This window comes from Nocardia amamiensis (assembly GCF_015477605.1).
Lineage (GTDB): Bacteria > Actinomycetota > Actinomycetes > Mycobacteriales > Mycobacteriaceae > Nocardia > Nocardia amamiensis_A.
Genome location: NZ_JADLQX010000006.1, coordinates 297,829 through 313,016 on the forward strand (window position 1 = coordinate 297,829; position 15,188 = coordinate 313,016).

Below are 15,188 nucleotides of genomic sequence, written 5' to 3' on the forward strand. Positions count from 1 at the left end.
CCCGGGACGAACCCAGCACGGCACGACGATACGTCGGTCACGTCCGATCGCGGTCTCGAGCCGTATGCGGCAAGCGGATCCGCGTCCCGGTCAAGCCGTATGCGGCAAGCGGATCCGGGTCCCGGTCACCTCGGCGTAGTGGCCCATCAGTTGATCGCAAATGGCGGGCCAGGTGCGCGACAGCACCGATTTCCTGGCCGCGCCCGCGAATCGGGTCCGCAGCGCTGGATCGTGCAGCGCTCCCACGGCGCTGGGCAGCAGCTCGCAGAACCGGTCCACCGGAAGGAGGTAGCCGTTGCGGCAGTGCGCGATGAGATCGCGCGGACCGCCCGCGTCGGGACCGATCACCGGGACGCCCGACGCCAGCGCCTCCTGCACGCCTTGGCAGAACGTCTCGTGCTCGCCCGCGTGCACCATCACGTCCAGGCTGGCGTACGCGCGGGCCAGCTCGTCGCCACCGAGCTCGCCGGTGAACACCGCGGTCGGCATCATCCGGGCCAGCCGCTGGCGCTCCGGCCCGTCGCCGACGACGACCAGCTGGATGTCCGGGTCGGTGGCGAGCACCGCGAGCCGCTCGACATGCTTCTCCGGCGCGAGCCGTCCCACGAAACCGACCAGCAACCGCTCGCGTCCGGCGAGCCAGGCGTCGCGCAGCTCGGCGGATCGGGCGCTGGGTGTGAAACGCGCGATGTCGACACCGCGGCCCCACCGGTGCACACGCGGGATACCGTGCCTGGCCAGGTCCTCAGCCGCTGCCCGGGACGGGGCGAGGGTGCGGGTGGCGCCCTCGTGGATGCGCCGGGTCCATGCCCAGGCCGCCCGGCTCGCCAGTCCGAGTCCATAACTCTTCGCGAAGCCCGCGACGTCGGTCTGGTACACCGCCACGGTCGGCAGGTCCAAACGCAGCGCCGCGCCCAGGCCGCCCGCGCCGAGCAGGAACGGCGAGGCCAGATGGACCACGTCGGCGTCGAAGTCGTCGATGGCCGAGACGATGCCCGGTTGCGGCAGTCCAACGGGAAGCGAACTGACCTTCGGAACCATGATCGCAGGCACCCGGTGGACCGGGAACCGCTCGTAGCTGGGCGCTGCGGCGGGTAGCCCGCGCGGGGTGTCCGGCGCGATGATCAGCGCGTCGTGTCCGTGCCGGTCCAGGTGCTCCAGCACCCGCAGCACGGAGTTGACCACGCCGTTCATATTCGGCAGAAACGACTCCGCGACGATCGCAACTCGCACGCTCCCAGCCTGACCGCCGCATCGCGCCGCGCCGTCACGCCGAAGTGAAGCGCACGGAAAGTTCCGGCGAACTATCGGCGCCGCAAGTCACCGGCAACGGTCGTGGGCCGGGAAGTGTGCAGCCACCGCAACGCTCGACCCGCCGGTCAGATCAACGCGCCGGAACACTCGACCCTGGATATGCGAGCCGCACCGGGACGGCTCAGCCGACCGGCGTCGGCCTGCGCTTGCTCACCCGCGTGAGCAGCCACAACGCCGGAAGCGCCAGCAGCCAGACCGCCACGATGACCGACAGCGCGGGCGGAATCGCGACGCGCACGTCGCGGCCCTCCACGCGCACCAGGTCGGGGTCGCTGCGGCTGTACTCCACGCGGATGCGCTCGCCCGCGGTGAGGTTGGTCGGATACAGCACGCCGACCTTCGGATTGTGCGTCTCACCGTCCGGTGTGACGTACATGACGGCCGAGCGCAGCCGCCCCGCCGAGAGCACCTCGGCCGTGGTGCTGCCCTTGTCGGAGCTGATCAGGTAGTCGTTGCGCCACGCGGCCAGCACCAGCAGCGCGACCAGCACGCTGACGGCGGTCGCGGCGATCAGCACGCCGATCCTGGCCCGTCGCAGGCGGATCGGCCGCCCGGTGGACTGGCTGGTTTCCGACACCGCCACAGGCTACCGACCCGCTCGGCTACGGTGGCGGCCATGTCCCGAAAATTCAGCTTCACCGTGCCCTACACCGTCCCGGTCGAAGATCTCCACCGGGCACTCATCACCGACGACGTCTGGCAGGCCCGCTTCGCCGACGCCCCGACCGCGACGCTGCAGGTATCGCATCCCGACGGCGCGGGCACCATCCGCATCCACATGACCGAAAAGGCCGCCGAGGACAAGATTCCCGCGCTGGTGCGCAAGGTGCTCAAAAGCGAGCTCACCTTCTCCCGCACCGACAACTGGCAGCCCCTGGCCGGCGAGGTCGCCAAGGGCACCTTCGAGGCCGGTACCGGCGGCATCAACACCGCCATGTCCGGGACCTACGAAATACGCTCCACCGCCGAAGGTTCCGAGCTCGAGGTGGCAGGCACCGTGCAGGTGAAGGTCCCTCTGGTCGGCGGCGCCATCGAGCCGCTCGCCGAACAACTGCACCACCGGGTGCTCAAGAGCGAGCGCAAATTCATCGAGGAGTGGCTGACCACCGAACCGACCGCCTGACGAATCCGTCCGTTGCCCCAGCGCGAGCCGGGGCAACGCCTCGATCGCCCGGCCGGGTACTACGCGAAGTCCTCCGTCGAGTACTCCTTCGGCTCCACCAGGACCAGCCAGTTCCCCGAGTTGTCCCGAATGATCGCCTCGGTCCCGTAGGGCCGTTCGGCGGGCGGCTGAATGAACTCGACCCCCTTGGCGGTGAGTTCCTCGAAAGTCTTCTGACAGTTCTCGGTCCGCAGACCGAGCGAGCCGTGCGTGCCGCTCGCCAGCGCGCGCCGGACAGCGTCGGCGTAGTGCTCGTCCAGCGGCGGCCCCGGCAGCATCAGCGCGATCTCCAGCTCCCGATGTGCCGGATGCGCGACCGTGACCCACCGGAAGCCGTTATCGCCCATCGTGACGTCAGCGGTCTCGACGAATCCGAGCTTGTCGATGTACCACTGCTTGGCCGCGTCCTGATCCGTCACATACACCGTGACCAGGGAAACATTTGTGATCGTCGTCATGCGCCCAGGCTATGGCGGGACACATTGCCGAGGCTTCTCCGAAATTGCGTTGTTCGCTCAGTCCGCCGGCTTGCGGTCGGACAGGCCGTGCATGAAGACGAAACAGCCGGGAATGCGCGGTGCGCCGTCGGCGAAATTCGCCTGATATTGCGACGGTGTGATCCCGACCAGCTGGCGGAATTTGCTGCTGAACGAGCCGAGACTGCTGTAGCCGACCATCATGCACACCTCGGTGACCGTGAGATTGGTCGCGCGCAGCAGATCCTGCGCGCGCTCGATGCGCCGCTGCGCCAGATACGCGGCGGGAGTCAGGCCGTAGACCGCGGCGAAGGCGCGCAAGAAGTGATACTTGGATACCCCCGCGGCCGCCGCCAGCTCGTCCAGATTCAGCGGGTCGGCGTAATGCCGGTCCGCGAGGTCCCTGGCGCGGCGCAGATGCGGGAGCAGATACAGCGCCGGCAATCCGCGAGCTGGTTGTTCGCCCATCGCGCCACCAGGATTCCTAGGCGAACGGCTGGCGTTCGTCGAAACGCATCGATGTCCGTCCGGCCGCGCGCCATGCCCGCGCGGTCAGGTCCACGTCCTCGTCGGTGACCAGGTTGCCCATCACGCGAACGGCTGTGCGCTGCAGGTACTTCGAGCGCATCACCGGAGGGCCGCCGAGCGGAACCATGCGCGGATGGGTCGCAAGGCCCGCGATCCGGCGCGCGACCGAGAAGGTCCGGCCATAGCGTGCGCGCAACACCTGCGGCCAGATCGTGGTGAGGTCGGGCTCGTCCAGCAGATCGGCCAGCAGGTGGCCGCCTTCCAGGCCGTAGTCGATGCCTTCGCCGTTGAGCGGGTTCACACAGCCCGCGGCGTCGCCGACCAGCACCCAGTTGCGGCCCGCGACATTCGACACCGCGCCGCCCATCGGGAGCAGCGCCGAGGCCACCGCGCGCAGCGAGCCCTCGAATTGCCATTCCTCCGTGCGCAACGCCGTGTAATGCGCCAGAAGCGGTTTCAGCGCGATATGCGAGGGCCGCCGCTCCGTGGCCAGGGAGCCGACGCCGATGTTCACCTCGCCGTTCCCGAGCGGGAACACCCAGCCGTAACCGGGAACCAGCGCACCGGAGGCGTCGCGCAACTCCAGATGCGAGGTGATCCACTGATCATCGCTGCGGCCGGATTTGATGTAAGCGCGCGCCGCGGTGCCGTAGGCGTACTGCCGGTGCCAAGTGCGGCCGAGCAGCCGCCCGATCGGCGAGCGCACCCCGTCGGCGACCACCAGCGTCCGGCAGGCGATCGTTCGCACGCCATCGGCCGTGCGCACCGTCACGCCGGTGACCCGGTCGCCATCCCGGGTGACGTCCACCACCTTCGTTCCGTCCACCATGCGCGCGCCGGACTTCACCGCCGTCTCGCGCAGCTTGTCGTCGAGTTCGGTTCGCGGAACGGCGCTTCCGTAGGTCGGGAAGGAACCGCCGGGCCAGCTCAGCAGCGCCTCGCGGCCGAAGCCGGTCATCCGTAGACCGTGGTTGACGATGTGTGCCCGCACCCACTCGCCGAGGCCGAGCTGCTCCAGTTCCGCGGTCGCGCGCGGGGTCAGTCCGTCACCGCAGGTCTTGTCCCTGGGGAACACGGCGGAGTCGACGAGCACCACGTCCCGTCCCGCCCTGGCCGCCCACGCTGCGGACGCCGCGCCCGCGGGACCAGCACCGACGACCAGCACCTCGGCCCGGCTGGGCAGCGCGTCCTCGTCGCCGCCCGCGGGAGTCGCTTCCGGTGAACCCATGCGGTCCATACTCGCAGGGCCGTCTCGTCGCTGTCGACGGCGGCCGCGCCGAGGGCCCCGACGGCGAACGGCGACAAGACAGATCCGCCGCAGAGTGACGGTGTTCATGGGCCATCGGCCGGGGACACGCTAGGTTCTCTACCGTGGGGTCGGACGCGTCGCTGGGAGAAGAAATGAGCAGATCGGCCATGAGCGAGCGCAGCGAGCGAAACATGGACACAGCCGAGCATCTCGCTCGTGCCGGAGCCGAGCGTCAGCGAGGCGCAGGCATGAGCGAGCGCAGCGAGCGAAACATGGACACAGCCGAGCGCAGCGAGCGAATCGTGGATGCGCACGACGGCGCAGGCAACGCCGGGAACACGGTGGTGGCCGGCGTCGATCTCGGTGACGACCAGCTCGCCGCCACGGTGCGCGACGGCTTGGAGCAAGTCGAGAAACTCCTGGTCGACGAGCTGTCCGACGGTGCGGAATTCCTCCAGGAAGCCGCGTTGCACCTGGCCAAGGCCGGTGGCAAGCGGTTCAGGCCGTTGTTCACCATCCTCACCGGCCAGCTCGGCCCGCGCCCGGCCGATCCCGACTTGATCACCGCGGGCACCGTGGTGGAGCTGGTGCATCTGGCCACGCTGTACCACGACGACGTCATGGACGAGGCCCCGATGCGCCGCGGCGCTCCCAGCGTGAACTCGCGGTGGGGCAACAACATCGCCATCCTCGCGGGGGACTACCTGTTCGCGCACGCCTCCCGGCTCACCTCCACCCTCGGCCCCGATGCCGTGCGCATCATCGCCGAGACCTTCGCCGAACTCGTCACCGGTCAGATGCGCGAGACCATGGGCGCCCGCGAGTCCCAGGACCCGGTCGAGCACTACCTGCGCGTGGTGTGGGAGAAGACCGGTTCGCTCATCGCCGCCGCCGGACGCTTCGGCGGCACCTTCTCCGGCGCCGACCCCGAGCACGTCGAGCGACTCGCCCGGCTCGGCGACGCGGTCGGCACCGCCTTCCAGATCTCCGACGACATCATCGACATCTCCTCGGCCGCCGAGCAGTCCGGTAAGACACCGGGCACCGACCTGCGCGAAGGCGTGCACACTTTGCCGGTGCTGTACGCGCTGCGCGAAGAGGGCGTCGAAGGCGACCGCCTGCGCAAGCTGCTCGCCCGGCCGCTGGAAACCGATGACGAAGTGGCCGAGGCGCTCGATCTGCTCTCCCGCTCCCGGGGCATGGTGCTGGCCAAGGAGAAGCTGCAAGGCTACGCCGAGCTCGCCTACACCGAACTGTCCGCGCTGCCCGACGGCCCAGCCAACGACGCACTCGAGCGATTGGTCCGCTACACCATCGAACGCGTCGGCTGAACCGTCGGCCGCGCGGCCACCATGGTTCACCGGAACTTTGCCCAGGGCTCCTATCGTTGACCTTGTGTCATGCAATACGGCCTGAATACTCGGAGAGGCGGGGGAGTGAGGCGGGACAGCAGGTGCACGGGTTCGCGAACGGACTGAAGACCTTCGGGCTGATGGTGGGTCTCTCGGCCTTGATCGTGTTCGCGGGTGCGATGTTCCGCAACCCGACCATCCTGGTCATCGCGATCCTGCTGGCGGTAGGCATGAACGCGTACGCCTATTTCAACAGCGACAAGATCGCGTTGAAGGCGATGCACGCCCAGCCGGTCAGCGAGCTGGAGGCGCCGGTCGTCTACCGGATCGTGCGCGAGCTGGCCACCACCGCCCGCCAGCCGATGCCGCGGCTGTACATCAGCCCGACGAACGCGCCCAACGCGTTCGCCACCGGACGCAGCCCTCGGCATGCCGCGGTCTGCTGCACCAGCGGCATCCTGCAGATTCTCGACGAGCGCGAATTACGCGCCGTGCTCGGCCACGAACTCTCCCACGTCTACAACCGCGACATCCTGATCTCGTCGATCGCCGGCGCGCTGGCGGCTGTCATCTCCGGTCTGGCCAACTTGGCCTTCTTCGCGTCCATGTTCGGCGGGAACCGCAACGGTGAGGGCCCGAACATCCTCGGCGTGCTGCTGGTGTCGCTGCTCGGTCCGATCGCCGCCACGCTGATCAAGCTGGCCGTCTCCCGTTCGCGCGAATACCAAGCCGATCAGTCCGGCGCCGAGCTCACCGGCGACCCGCTGGCGCTCGCCTCTGCGCTGCGCAAGATCGAGCGTGGCGTCCACGCCGCTCCGCTGCCGCCCGAGCCCAAGCTGGCGGCACAGTCGCACCTGATGATCGCCAACCCGTTCCGCCCGGGTGAGCGGGCCACGCGCTGGTTCTCCACGCACCCGCCCATCGCCGAACGCGTCGAACGGCTGGAGGAGATGGCGGGCGGCCCGCGCCGGTACTGACTTCCCGGCGTTCGCCTCAGTCGTCCATGGCCAACTGGTCTTCGTAGGCGCGAAAGGTATCGACGAACAATCGCCGCTGCTCCGGCGTGAGCGGCTCCAGCACCGTTCGCCAAGCCCGCGCGCTGCGGCCCAGCCACTTGTGCACCGACGTCTCGTGAGCCGCCGCTATGGCGACGATGGTGCGCCTGCGGTCGTCCGGGTCCGCGCCGCGCTCGAGCACACCCTGTCTGCTGAGTTCACCGACCATCAGGCTCACCGTGGTCGGAGCCACCTCCAGGCGCGCGGCCAGATCGGTCACCGTGGTCGGTCCATCGAATACCAGGTTGGCCAGCAGCGATAGGTGCCGGGGGGCGAGTGAGAAGGCTTCCAGTTCCTTCGGAATGCCCAGCTTCTTGGCCCGCCCGACCACCCTGGGCATGAGCAACAGCAGAGTGCGGATGCCCTCATCGACGCCGAGTCCCGCCCGCTCCTCGGTTGACACGCCACGCACCTCCCAAATAGTCTTTGCTTACAAAGTAGATTTGCTTGCAAAGCAAAATTCGATTTCGACATCAGGCTATAACCAGCGGTCGCGGCGAGTGCGCCGCGCCGGGAAGGAGCGTCGGCGATGACCGATCCGGAGGCTCGGCCAGCGGATTTCAACCGCGCGATCATCACGGAGTTCCGCGCCAACGCGGGCGAGGTCGGCGGGATGTTCGAAGGGGCTGCGCTCCTGCTGCTGACCACTGTCGGGGCCAGAACCGGCCGTCGGCACACCGTGCCGGTCGTCTACCGCCGCGACGGCGCACGCGTCCTCGTGTTCGGGTCCAACGCCGGCGCCGACGCCCATCCCACCTGGTTTCACAACGTGCGGGCGAATCCGGAAGTGACCGTGGAGATCGGCATGGGGGACCGGATCGAGACCTATCCCGCACACGCCCGAATCCTCGAAGGCGCCGAACGGGATCGCCACTACGCCGCACAGGCGAGCGACGATCCGGCCTTCGCCGCTTACCAAGCGGCGACAGAGCGAATCATCCCGGTGGTCGCACTGGATCGGGTAGCGGAGCCGAAGCTGCGCAGGCGGCGCTTCCTGGCGGGCGCGGGCGCCACCGCGGCCGTCGCGGCCGGAGCCGCGGGGGTGCTCACGGGCGGCTCGCCGGATGCGGCCGCGCCTGCTCGGCAGCGTGCCGCGGCCATCGGCGACCACCTGCGCCAGGTGCATGCCCAGTTGCGCCGCGACCTCACCACCGTCCGCACAGGTCTCGACGAATACCTCCGCGCACCCGACGCCAAGGCGAAACCCGCATTCCCGCAGGATCTGCGCGCCCACTGCGTCGCTTTCTGCGGTGCGCTCGGCGAGCACCACACCAGCGAAGACGGTGTCTTTCCGGCCTTGATCCGGCTGCGGCCCGAACTCGCGCCAGTGGTGGAGCGACTGCATCGCGAACACGGCACGGTGGCCACGGCACTGACCGGGCTACGGACCCTGCTGGACGAGCCGGAACCGGCCGACCCGGCTCGGCTGCGCACTGAATTCGACCGCCTGGCAACGGCGTTGGAAACCCACTTCGACTACGAGGAAGACACCCTGGTCGAAGCGCTCAACGCGACCGACCCGGCCGCGCTGCGACCCGCGGTCAGCGGTAATTGACGAACTGCAGCGCGATGCCGAAATCCTCGCCCTTCAGCAGCGCGATGACCGCCTGCAGATCGTCGCGCTTCTTGCTGGTGACCCGCAGCTCGTCACCCTGAATCTGTGCCTTCACACCCTTGGGGCCCTCGTCGCGGATTTTCTTCGAGATCTTCTTCGCGTGCTCGGAATCGATGCCCTGCACCAGCGAACCGGTGATCTTGTACACCTTGCCGGAGGACACCGGCTCGCCCGCGTCGAACGCCTTCAGCGAGATGTCCCGCCGGATCAGCTTCTCCTTGAACACCTCCAGCGCGGCCTTGACCCGCTCCTCCGCCTCGGCGGTGAGCACGATCTTGTCCTCGCCCGACCACTCGATGGACGCGCCGGTGCCGCGGAAGTCGTAGCGGGTGTTGAGCTCCTTCTCCGCCTGATGCAGGGCGTTGTCGACCTCCTGCCGGTCGACCTTGCTCACCACATCGAAAGACGAATCAGCCACGCTGCGCTCCTGTTCTGACGGTCGAGGAGGTCATCTGAACCGGAGGCTTCCGGCCCTCGTCAGTTCTACCCGCCAGGGCCGAGGGTAGTCGCGCCGCACAGCCGATAGCCAGCCGGTTTGCATTCAGGGTGCGGGTTCGATGTATTCTGCTCAGCGCGCAGAAACAATGCGCAAAAGGCAGGTTGCCCGAGCGGCCAATGGGAGCAGACTGTAAATCTGTCGGTGAAAGCCTACGTAGGTTCGAATCCTACACCTGCCACTCCGCTCGATAGGCGAGCCCTGTACGCAGAATGCGCGTACGGGGCTCGCTTCGTCTTCTCTTGTGGGGGTGCAACCCCCACGCCCCGCCCGGCGGGGCTTCGCCCCCCGGACCCCCCTTCCCGTGGTTGCGTTGGTCGGCCGGGCGCGGGTTTTCCAAGCGCACGGCACCGTAGTCGTTCGGACGCGAGCTACAACGGGAACACGCAGTGCAACTAGGCGCGGCCAAAGATTCGCAAACACCACGGTCGCCATTGCCACTTCACGCGACCCGATAGGCCCAACTCTCGTTTTCGAGCGAAGCGAGAGCGGACACGCCGCGCCCGCGCGGCCAAAAATGCAGCTCTGACCACGCGGTTTGGTGGTGCGACCGGTGAGTGTGTAACCTCGTTCAAGACTTCACCGCGCTGAGGTCGAGCGTTTGGGGCTCGGTGCGGAAGTAGTCATGCCCCCTTAGCTCAGTCGGCAGAGCGTTTCCATGGTAAGGAAAAGGTCAACGGTTCGATTCCGTTAGGGGGCTCGCCGGATTGCCGGTGGTGACCGACTCGGCATCGCTTCCGTAGTTGCGGGTTGGGCTCGGCACCATGGCAATGCGACGCCGTGGCGGTGTAGCTCAGTCGGTAGAGCAAACGACTCATAATCGTTGTGTCGCCGGTTCAAGTCCGGCCATCGCTACCACAACCGATCAAGCCCATCAGGTACCGGAAAGAAGGCATATCGTGGCCGCGAAGTCCACCGATGTCCGGCCAAAGATCACCTTGGCCTGCGAGCAGTGCAAGCATCGCAACTACATCACCAAGAAGAACCGGCGCAACGATCCGGATCGGCTGGAGCTGAAGAAGTTCTGCCCGAACTGCGGCACCCACCGGGCGCACCGCGAATCCCGCTAGTTCTCCACGCGTGAACTACCGCGTGGAATGGCGCCGGGAGTCGCATCCCGGTATCTCGGGCCGTGACACCGCGAGGGCCGGACAATAGTCCGGCCCTGACGCATTTTCACGGTGTGGGTGCGGTGGTGAGCGCTCCACCGACTCCGTGCATCGGGGTCAGATAGGTACAGTCCTCCCGTGACAATCAACACCGGTACAGACGAAGCGGTCCAGACGGGCGAGGCGCTCGACCCCGCGGCCCACGCCGCGGCGATGGTCGGTCACCACTACCGCGTCGACGACTACTACGAGGTCGGCCGCGAGAAGGTGCGGGAATACGCCCGTGCCGTGCAGGACTACCACCCGGTGCACTGGGACGAGGACGTGGCCCAGGAATACGGCTACGACAACCTGCTCGCGCCGGTCACGTTCATCTCCCTGGTCGGCATCCTGGCCCAGCGCAAGCTGTTCGAACAGGTCGTCACCGGCTACGACCTCAGCCAGATCATGCAGACCGACCAGATCCTGGAGTTCCACCGCCCGATCAAGGTCGGCGACCAGCTCACCTGCGACGTCTACCTGCACTCGTTCCGGCAGGCCTTCGGCGGCGACATCATCGTGACCAAGAACATCGTCACCGCGCAGAACGACGAACTGGTGCTCACCACCTACACCACGCTGGTCGGCCGCAGCGGCGGCGACATCGACCCGAACCTCACCGCCGCCGTCCGCAACGTGCTCATGCACGGCATCGGCGAGGAGGAGCCCGGACACCGCCCGCGCACCGGGGCTCCCGCGAGCCAGGCGCCCGCGCCGGTCGCCCCTGCCGCCGAAGGGCTCCGCACCAAGCACGCCATCCGCTTCGAGGACGTCTCGGTCGGCGACGAGCTGCCTCCGCGTACCGTCCGGCTCACCCGCGGCGATCTGGTGAACTATGCGGGCGTCTCCGGCGACGCCAACCCGATCCATTGGAGCGACGAGGTCGTGAAACTGGTCGGCCTGGACGACGTCGTCGCGCACGGCATGCTCACCATGGGCCTCGGCGGCGGTTTCGTCACCTCCTGGCTCGGTGATCCCGGTGCGGTCAAGGAGTACAACGTCCGTTTCACCAGCCCGGTCTACGTGGGCACCGACGAGGCCGCCGAGGTCGAGTACACCGGTAAGGTGAAATCGGTCGATCCGGAAGCCAAGACCGCGGTCGTGGCCATCGTGGCGAAGTCGGCGGGAAAGAAGATCTTCGGCCGCGCCACCGCGACGGTGCAACTGGCCTGACCTGGTCGGCCGACCCTGATTGGCTAATGCCGCGCGCGGTAACGTACACTCAGGTTTCTGGGGTCACCAGCCGCTGCGCGCTGCTCTGTAGGGCTGGTTCCAGGCGGTCCACCCGGATCGCCGACGGGGCCGGCAACTGCCGGAGTGGCGCGCGTGTTGTGTGACACCAGGACACAACTGAATACCGAAGAGTGGTTGGACAGCTCACACCGTCCGACCGAAGGGGCGTAGCTCAACTGGCAGAGCAGCGGTCTCCAAAACCGCAGGTTGCAGGTTCAAGTCCTGTCGCCCCTGCCCTGGATGCCAGCGACGAGAGAGGATCGACGTGGACGAGCGGGACACTCGCCGCGGCGCGCATGCCGACGAAGGCGATGGCACCGCTGCAGCGACTCGGCCGAGCGGCAAGCGGTCCGCCCGGCGGACTCGCACGTCCTCGCCGGCCGACACGGGCGCGATCGCCACGCTCGATCGCCCGTCGCGGAAGGCAGCCAAGACAACCGATCGGGCCGAGCGCAAGTCGGGTAATCCGTTCAAGCGTTTGATCAAGTTCCTGCGTGAGGTCATCGCGGAACTGCGCAAGGTGATCTGGCCCAACCGGAAGCAGATGGTCACCTATACGAGCGTTGTTCTGGTGTTCGTGATTTTCATGGTCGCGTTCATCAGCGGGTTGGATCTGGCGTTCATCAAGGGTGTCAACTGGCTGTTCGGCTAGCTGAACGACGCCGCAGCCGGTAGCCGATCCCGGGGCGGACACGGGCGGAAGCATTTCGCCGCGCCCGGCCCGGCACGCAGACGATGTACGTGACGACACAGGAAGCGAGTGCCCCAGTGAGCACCCCGGAGAACGACACACACGACAAGTTCCCGGCCGACGACGCGGTGGCCGAGCCCACCGACTCCGTCGAGGAGTTCGCGACCGACGAGTCCCCGGTCGAGGAATCGGAGCCCGCTGCGTCCGCCCCCACCGCTGCCATCGATGCCGAGCCCGCCGATCCCGTCGCCGAGATGAAGGCAGCGCTGCGGCGCGCGCCCGGCGAGTGGTATGTCATCCACTCCTACGCGGGCTACGAGAACAAGGTGAAGGCCAACCTCGAGACTCGCGTGCAGAACCTGGACCTGGAGGACTACATCTTCCAGGTCGAGGTCCCCACCGAAGAGGTCACCGAGATCAAGAACGGGCAGCGCAAGCACGTCAACCGCAAGGTGCTGCCCGGCTACATCCTGGTCCGGATGGAGCTCAACGACGAGTCGTGGGGCGCCGTGCGCAACACCCCCGGCGTCACCGGATTCGTCGGCGCCACCTCGCGCCCGTCGCCGCTGTCCATCGATGACGTGGTGAAGTTCCTCGTTCCGGCCGCACAGCAGCAGAAGAAGCCCGCCGCGGCCGCCGCCGCGGCGACCACCGAGGCCGCGGGCGGCGAGGTCGCGCCGAAGCCGGTCATCGAGGTCGACTTCGAGGTCGGCGAGTCGGTGACGGTGATGGACGGCCCGTTCGCGACGCTGCCCGCCAGCATCTCCGAGGTCAACGCCGAACAGCAGAAGCTCAAGGTCCTCGTGTCGATCTTCGGCCGCGAGACGCCGGTCGAGCTGGCGTTCACCCAGGTCGCGAAGATCTAGACACAGTTCTGTCAGCGGCAGGGTGAATTCGCCCGGTCGAGGATCGCAACACCACGACTTGCAAAGAGCAAGGGACAACAAACACCTAGGAAAGAAAGATGCCCCCCAAGAAGAAGAAGCTCGCCGGGATCATCAAGCTTCAGATCCAGGCCGGCCAGGCGAACCCGGCCCCTCCGGTCGGCCCCGCGCTCGGTCAGCACGGCGTCAACATCATGGAGTTCTGCAAGGCGTACAACGCCGCGACCGAGTCGCAGCGTGGCAACGTCATCCCGGTCGAGATCTCGGTGTACGAGGACCGGTCCTTCGACTTCAAGCTGAAGACCCCGCCGGCCGCCAAGCTGCTGCTCAAGGCCGCGGGAGTGCAGAAGGGCTCGGCCGAGCCGCACCGCAACAAGGTCGCCAAGGTGACCATGGACCAGGTGCGCGAGATCGCCAAGACCAAGCAGGAAGATCTGAACGCCAACGATCTCGATCAGGCGGCCAAGATCATCGCGGGTACCGCCCGTTCGATGGGCATCACCGTCGAGGGCTGAGCGCACTCGCCGCACGGTGGGAGGGCCGGCCAGGCCCGATAACCACGTCTGAACCACACACAAGGACAGAGAATTATGGCAAAACGAAGCAAGGCATACCTCGCCGCGGCCGAGAAGGTCGATCGCACGAAGCTCTACTCCCCGCTGAGCGCCGCGCGCCTGGCGAAGGAGACCGCCACCACCAAGACCGACGCGACCGTCGAGGTCGCCGTGCGCCTCGGTGTGGATCCCCGCAAGGCCGACCAGATGGTCCGCGGCACCGTGAACCTGCCGCACGGCACCGGTAAGACCGCCCGCGTCATCGTGTTCGCGGCGGGCGAGAAGGCCGCCGAGGCCGAGGCCGCAGGCGCCGACGCCGTCGGCGCCGAGGACCTGATCGAGCGGATCCAGGGCGGCTGGCTGGACTTCGACGCCGCGATCGCCACCCCGGACCAGATGGCCAAGGTCGGTCGCATCGCGCGTGTCCTCGGCCCGCGCGGTCTGATGCCGAACCCGAAGACGGGCACGGTCACCACCGACGTGACCAAGGCCGTCAACGACATCAAGGGCGGCAAGATCAACTTTCGTGTCGACAAGCAGGCCAACCTGCACTTCGTCATCGGCAAGGCGTCATTCGACGACACCAAGCTGGTGGAGAACTACGGCGCCGCGCTGGACGAGATCCTGCGCGTCAAGCCGTCGACGGCCAAGGGCCGCTACGTCAAGAAGGTGACGGTTTCGACGAACACCGGACCGGGCATCCCGGTGGACCCGAACCGCACCCGCAACCTCCTCGACGAGGACGCGTAAGCAGCACCTGAACACCACCGCAATGGCGGGAACGCAGATCGCGTTCCCGCCATTGCCGTTTCCGGACTAATTCGCCCGGCGGCGGCGTTGGGTTCGATGTGACAGTCGTCCTGTTGATCTCCGGCAGCACACGCGCCGCGTCCACCAATTCCGCCGCATTGCGCACGGTCTCGGCGATTGCGCCGGACGCCATCGGAACCCGGTGGTACGACGATCTCGCGGCATTGCCCGCCTTCAACCCGGACGACGACGGCTCGGCGCATCCATCGGTTCTCGCGCTGCGGGAACAGATTTCGGACGCCGATGCGGTCCTGTTCTGCACTCCGGAATACGCGGGCACACTGCCCGGCAGTCTGAAGAACCTGCTCGACTGGACGGTCGGCACCGGTGACCTCTACGAGAAGCCCGTTGCGTGGATCACTGTCGCGCCACTCGGCCGGGGCGACGGTGCGGCCGCGACGCTGCGGAGCGTGCTCGGGTACGTAGGCGCCGACATCCATCTCGAGGCCTGCGGGCGCCTGCCGGTGCTTCGCGAGGACGTCGGCCCGGATGGGCTGGTGGTCGCGGACGAGTTCCGCTCCGGTGCATTGGACTTGCTCGGCCGACTCGTCCGGCATGCGCAACGCGCAACGCCCTGAGAACCGCACGCGCCGGTACACGGACGGGCAACCCGTGTACCGG

Annotated in this window: 18 protein-coding genes and 4 tRNA genes; 15 read left to right on the top strand and 7 right to left on the bottom strand. The window is 67.5% G+C overall.

Annotated features, from left to right (window positions below; translation table 11 throughout):
• Positions 1 to 90: 90 nt before the first annotated feature.
• On the bottom strand, positions 91 to 1,233 hold the full coding sequence (locus IU459_RS10980) for a glycosyltransferase family 4 protein (protein WP_324198829.1): 1,143 nt from the start codon (positions 1,231 to 1,233) through the stop codon (positions 91 to 93).
• Positions 1,234 to 1,435: 202 nt separating this feature from the next.
• A complete protein-coding gene (locus IU459_RS10985) occupies positions 1,436 to 1,891 on the bottom strand; it encodes a DUF3592 domain-containing protein (protein WP_195129364.1) in 456 nt (151 codons plus the stop codon).
• A 39-nt stretch (positions 1,892 to 1,930) separates the two neighbouring features.
• Here IU459_RS10985 and IU459_RS10990 point away from each other — a divergent pair, with 39 nt between their 5' ends.
• Complete coding sequence (locus IU459_RS10990) at positions 1,931 to 2,437, top strand: DUF2505 domain-containing protein (protein WP_195129365.1); 507 nt, start codon at positions 1,931 to 1,933, stop codon at positions 2,435 to 2,437.
• Positions 2,438 to 2,496: 59 nt separating this feature from the next.
• Here the strand turns inward: IU459_RS10990 and IU459_RS10995 are convergent, their stop codons facing one another.
• The 3 genes from IU459_RS10995 to IU459_RS11005 are packed head-to-tail and all read right to left on the bottom strand — an operon-like array spanning position 2,497 to position 4,708.
• Entirely contained in the window at positions 2,497 to 2,934 is a 438-nt protein-coding gene (locus IU459_RS10995) for a VOC family protein (protein WP_195129366.1), read from the bottom strand.
• A gap of 57 nt (positions 2,935 to 2,991) precedes the next feature.
• Positions 2,992 to 3,420: a helix-turn-helix transcriptional regulator gene (locus IU459_RS11000; protein ID WP_195129367.1), complete on the bottom strand. Its 429-nt coding sequence runs from the start codon at positions 3,418 to 3,420 to the stop codon at positions 2,992 to 2,994.
• A 16-nt stretch (positions 3,421 to 3,436) separates the two neighbouring features.
• Positions 3,437 to 4,708, bottom strand: a complete 1,272-nt coding sequence (locus IU459_RS11005; RefSeq protein WP_195129368.1) for a geranylgeranyl reductase family protein — start codon at positions 4,706 to 4,708, stop codon at positions 3,437 to 3,439.
• 293 nt (positions 4,709 to 5,001) lie between these two features.
• On the opposite strand from IU459_RS11005, the gene IU459_RS11010 reads away from it, so the two are divergent.
• Both IU459_RS11010 and htpX read left to right on the top strand, forming a co-directional pair.
• Positions 5,002 to 6,060: a polyprenyl synthetase family protein gene (locus tag IU459_RS11010; RefSeq protein WP_195129421.1), complete on the top strand. Its 1,059-nt coding sequence runs from the start codon at positions 5,002 to 5,004 to the stop codon at positions 6,058 to 6,060.
• A gap of 122 nt (positions 6,061 to 6,182) precedes the next feature.
• On the top strand, positions 6,183 to 7,058 hold the full coding sequence (gene htpX, locus IU459_RS11015; RefSeq protein ID WP_195129369.1) for a zinc metalloprotease HtpX: 876 nt from the start codon (positions 6,183 to 6,185) through the stop codon (positions 7,056 to 7,058).
• Positions 7,059 to 7,074: 16 nt separating this feature from the next.
• Here the strand turns inward: htpX and IU459_RS11020 are convergent, their stop codons facing one another.
• Entirely contained in the window at positions 7,075 to 7,539 is a 465-nt protein-coding gene (locus tag IU459_RS11020) for a MarR family winged helix-turn-helix transcriptional regulator (RefSeq protein ID WP_324198830.1), read from the bottom strand.
• A 126-nt stretch (positions 7,540 to 7,665) separates the two neighbouring features.
• On the opposite strand from IU459_RS11020, the gene IU459_RS39640 reads away from it, so the two are divergent.
• On the top strand, positions 7,666 to 8,691 hold the full coding sequence (locus IU459_RS39640; RefSeq protein WP_195129370.1) for a nitroreductase/quinone reductase family protein: 1,026 nt from the start codon (positions 7,666 to 7,668) through the stop codon (positions 8,689 to 8,691).
• Here IU459_RS39640 and IU459_RS11030 read toward each other — a convergent pair.
• The gene (locus tag IU459_RS11030; RefSeq protein WP_195129371.1) at positions 8,678 to 9,169 is read right to left on the bottom strand and encodes a YajQ family cyclic di-GMP-binding protein; all 492 of its coding nucleotides are present in this window, start codon (positions 9,167 to 9,169) and stop codon (positions 8,678 to 8,680) included. The two genes, IU459_RS39640 and IU459_RS11030, sit on opposite strands and share 14 nt — an antisense overlap.
• A 176-nt stretch (positions 9,170 to 9,345) precedes the next feature.
• On the opposite strand from IU459_RS11030, the gene IU459_RS11035 reads away from it, so the two are divergent.
• The 11 genes from IU459_RS11035 to IU459_RS11085 all read left to right on the top strand — a co-directional run bounded on the left by IU459_RS11035 (position 9,346) and on the right by IU459_RS11085 (position 15,145).
• Positions 9,346 to 9,428 (top strand) — tRNA-Tyr (locus tag IU459_RS11035).
• Positions 9,429 to 9,874: 446 nt separating this feature from the next.
• Positions 9,875 to 9,947 (top strand) — tRNA-Thr (locus IU459_RS11040).
• An 82-nt stretch (positions 9,948 to 10,029) separates the two neighbouring features.
• Positions 10,030 to 10,105, top strand: a tRNA-Met gene (locus tag IU459_RS11045).
• A gap of 41 nt (positions 10,106 to 10,146) precedes the next feature.
• Positions 10,147 to 10,317: a 50S ribosomal protein L33 gene (gene rpmG / locus IU459_RS11050; RefSeq protein WP_011211653.1), complete on the top strand. Its 171-nt coding sequence runs from the start codon at positions 10,147 to 10,149 to the stop codon at positions 10,315 to 10,317.
• Between the two features lie 183 nt (positions 10,318 to 10,500).
• The gene (locus IU459_RS11055) at positions 10,501 to 11,568 is read left to right on the top strand and encodes a fused (3R)-hydroxyacyl-ACP dehydratase subunits HadA/HadB (RefSeq protein ID WP_324198832.1); all 1,068 of its coding nucleotides are present in this window, start codon (positions 10,501 to 10,503) and stop codon (positions 11,566 to 11,568) included.
• A gap of 221 nt (positions 11,569 to 11,789) precedes the next feature.
• Positions 11,790 to 11,862 (top strand) — tRNA-Trp (locus IU459_RS11060).
• Between the two features lie 31 nt (positions 11,863 to 11,893).
• Positions 11,894 to 12,280, top strand: coding sequence for a preprotein translocase subunit SecE (gene secE / locus IU459_RS39645; RefSeq protein WP_067468945.1), 387 nt, complete (start codon positions 11,894 to 11,896; stop codon positions 12,278 to 12,280).
• A 116-nt stretch (positions 12,281 to 12,396) separates the two neighbouring features.
• Positions 12,397 to 13,185, top strand: a complete 789-nt coding sequence (gene nusG, locus IU459_RS11070; RefSeq protein ID WP_324198831.1) for a transcription termination/antitermination protein NusG — start codon at positions 12,397 to 12,399, stop codon at positions 13,183 to 13,185.
• Positions 13,186 to 13,283: 98 nt separating this feature from the next.
• On the top strand, positions 13,284 to 13,718 hold the full coding sequence (rplK, locus tag IU459_RS11075) for a 50S ribosomal protein L11 (protein ID WP_039802009.1): 435 nt from the start codon (positions 13,284 to 13,286) through the stop codon (positions 13,716 to 13,718).
• A 75-nt stretch (positions 13,719 to 13,793) separates the two neighbouring features.
• Positions 13,794 to 14,507, top strand: a complete 714-nt coding sequence (gene rplA / locus IU459_RS11080) for a 50S ribosomal protein L1 (protein WP_195129373.1) — start codon at positions 13,794 to 13,796, stop codon at positions 14,505 to 14,507.
• A gap of 98 nt (positions 14,508 to 14,605) precedes the next feature.
• Positions 14,606 to 15,145, top strand: coding sequence for an NADPH-dependent FMN reductase (locus IU459_RS11085; protein WP_195129374.1), 540 nt, complete (start codon positions 14,606 to 14,608; stop codon positions 15,143 to 15,145).
• The last annotated feature ends 43 nt before the right edge of the window (positions 15,146 to 15,188 follow it).